Raw genomic sequence first — 2,612 nt, forward strand, 5'->3', positions numbered from 1 at the left:
CGGATTTCTGTCTCATCTTCGCTCCTTTGAATGGCTACGATGAACCAGAAATCCTCCTCTCTCAGTTAAACCGATTTTGTCTCATTGCTGCTGACGCCGCACACCGATGCCAGATGGCCGGCGTCCGTATCGAATTTTGCGCCGAGCAATTCGCAAACGACGGCAGCATCGGTACAGACGTCCTCAAAGCAATCAAACGGAGCATGGCTGCCGAGCAGAGCAGAATGCTCTCGCAAAAAGTCTTCATCGGCCAGGCTAGGTTGATCCGGCTGGGCTTCCGGCAGGGCGGGAAGGCCGCCTTTGGCCTGCGGCGCCTGCTTGTCGATCAATACGGTCGTTCAAAAGGCATCCTTTCATCCCACGAATACAAGAGCCAGCAGACGGATCGAATAGTTCTGGTGCTCGGCCCGCCTGACGAGGTTGCGACAGTGAAGTGGATCTTCAGTCACTTTGTCAGAACACGCAAGACAGAGCTGGAGATGGCAAGACTGCTCAACAAGCGCGGCGTGCTCAGCGATTTGCGGCGACCATGGACGCGGGAATCCGTCCACTCGGTGCTGACCAACGAAAACTACATTGGCAACAGCGTCTGGAACAAGCATTCGGCCCGGCTGAGAAGCCATCAAGTCCGAAATCCCCCGGAACAGTGGGTGCGGGTGGAAAACGTCCTGGAGCCGATCGTCGACCGCAAACTGTTCGACCGGGCGCAGATCGTGCTCAAGACCATCTATCGCCACATGACCAACGACGAGATGCTGGCCGCTCTTAGGGCACTTCTGGCTCGCCGTGGCGCCTTGTCGTTGGCCGTGATCGACGCGGATCCCGGGTGCCCGCCGGCCCAACGCTACCAGTGGCGTTTTGGAACCATTGTCAAAGCCTATGAACTGATCGGATACGAGCCATCCAAAAACTACCGCTTCATCGGCGTGAACCGGCACCTGGAATCAATGAGGCTGCAGATTATCCGGGATCTTGTGGGCGTGATTGATAAGCAGGGCGGGGTTGCTGCCCATGACATGGCGATGGACCTCCTGCGGATAAACGAGGAGATCACGGTGGCGATTACCATGGGCCGATGCAGGGTTTCCGGCTTCGGCTATCCACGCTGGTTTTCCAAGGCCGATAAACGGCCACTACCCGACATTTTCGTCCTGATCCGTATGAATCCCGGCGACCTGACCATTCGGGACTATTTGATTGCGCCTGCCCACGAGATCGCGGGTAAATCGGAACTGCATGCCATCAATGGGATACCGCTGGACAGCTATATTTTTCCCACGCTCGACCCCATTATCAGGTTGGCAGAGCGAGAGCCTGTCGGAGGCGTGGCTTGGTAGTCAAGCGCTTAGCCAAGGACGCCGCCTACCGTGCGTTGGAAAACGGTGGCGACAGACATGCGAGCAATATTGTTGCTGGCGCATTAGGGTCCAAGAAGAGGCTTCGTTCACACGAATTTTTGGCGACCTACGATACGGAATGCAAACGCATGCGCGATTTCGTCACGCAAGCGGCAAAGTCTGAACAGAGCCTAGACCGGATAGTAGCGGCGCTCCACCTGATGATGCGCGACAAGCAATTCTGCGCCACGCTGGTGTCCGAGGGCTTCAGGACAATGCCAAGCCTACTGGCACATAGGTTGCGTGGCGCGACCCGCGAGCCGCAAATGTTCTGCTCTCCCGGAAAACCCGCTTCCGAGACAGGCGAGAACCGGAAAGCCGTTAACGGAATTTGCCCTGATGTCCTCGACCTGCTTCGGGACGCGCCGGTAAAAACAAAAATCTTCGGGTTGCTCCAGAAGGTGCTGCCAGCCAGGCAATTGGAGATTGCCCGGCTGATGGTGGCGATGGACCGGGTCAGGATCACCTACGCGAGACTACTCGTCGCTCTGACACCGCAAGCCCTGCTGGTCGAGGGTTTTAATCTCTCAACGATCACCACACAGGCGGAAGACCAGCGCGGCGCGATGGTGCTCGATGTCGGCGCGGTAAGCCTTGCGGTTCTCAGCGCCGCGGAACGTCATGGCCAGGTGGGCCTGGAGCTTGTCGCAGCCAACCGCTTTTTCGACCGGTTGATGGATAATTCCAGAGTGGTGCGGTATCTCGCCCGGACCTTTCCGGGGCATTTTGAAGAGTTTCACAGCTTCTCGATGCCATGCCTCGAACAGGGGCGCTAGATGGTCGGACGTCAACTCCTATAGAAACCGATCGCCGTCGCCGGGATGCAAACAACAGAACCAATGTGACTTCTGTCCAGGCCTCGAAAACCCAAACCCGCCGAGCTTGCCGCAGCCAGAATGCTCGCAAAGCGATTTTCGATCGGCTCTCGGCCGCGCGGAATCGCTGTCATCCCTTCGGCAAGCCGGCTCGGTTCGTCGCTCATAACGGGTTGATCGGCCCGACCAGGCCGGGATGGTCGTTGGGCAACTTGTTGACGGCGCTCGTGTTCACCTCACGTCCAACGCGGTTGAACTGCAGCTGACCGTCGATGTCGTGGCTGAGAATGTCCTTGAGTGTCCGTCGTCAGGGTTTTTGAGACAGACTGCGGCCTGATTTAGGGGAGGCTCTGGCTCATCTGGGTTGGCATTTTAGGCTGCGGCTTTGCGATGCTGCAAG

General features: G+C 57.7%; 2 protein-coding genes. Both read left to right on the forward strand.

Features of this window, described 5'->3' with window-relative positions; translation table 11 throughout:
• The coding region (locus tag NKI64_RS32045) for a recombinase family protein (protein ID WP_352672078.1) at nt 1-1,337 on the forward strand (1,337 nt) is incomplete at its 5' end.
• Nucleotides 1,331-2,173, forward strand: a complete 843-nt coding sequence (locus NKI64_RS32050; protein WP_023731574.1) for a plasmid partitioning protein RepB C-terminal domain-containing protein — start codon at nt 1,331-1,333, stop codon at nt 2,171-2,173. The genes NKI64_RS32045 and NKI64_RS32050, both read left to right, overlap by 7 nt.
• The last annotated feature ends 439 nt before the right edge of the window (nt 2,174-2,612 follow it).

This window comes from Mesorhizobium sp. M0478 (genome assembly GCF_040321305.1).
Taxonomy (GTDB): domain Bacteria; phylum Pseudomonadota; class Alphaproteobacteria; order Rhizobiales; family Rhizobiaceae; genus Mesorhizobium.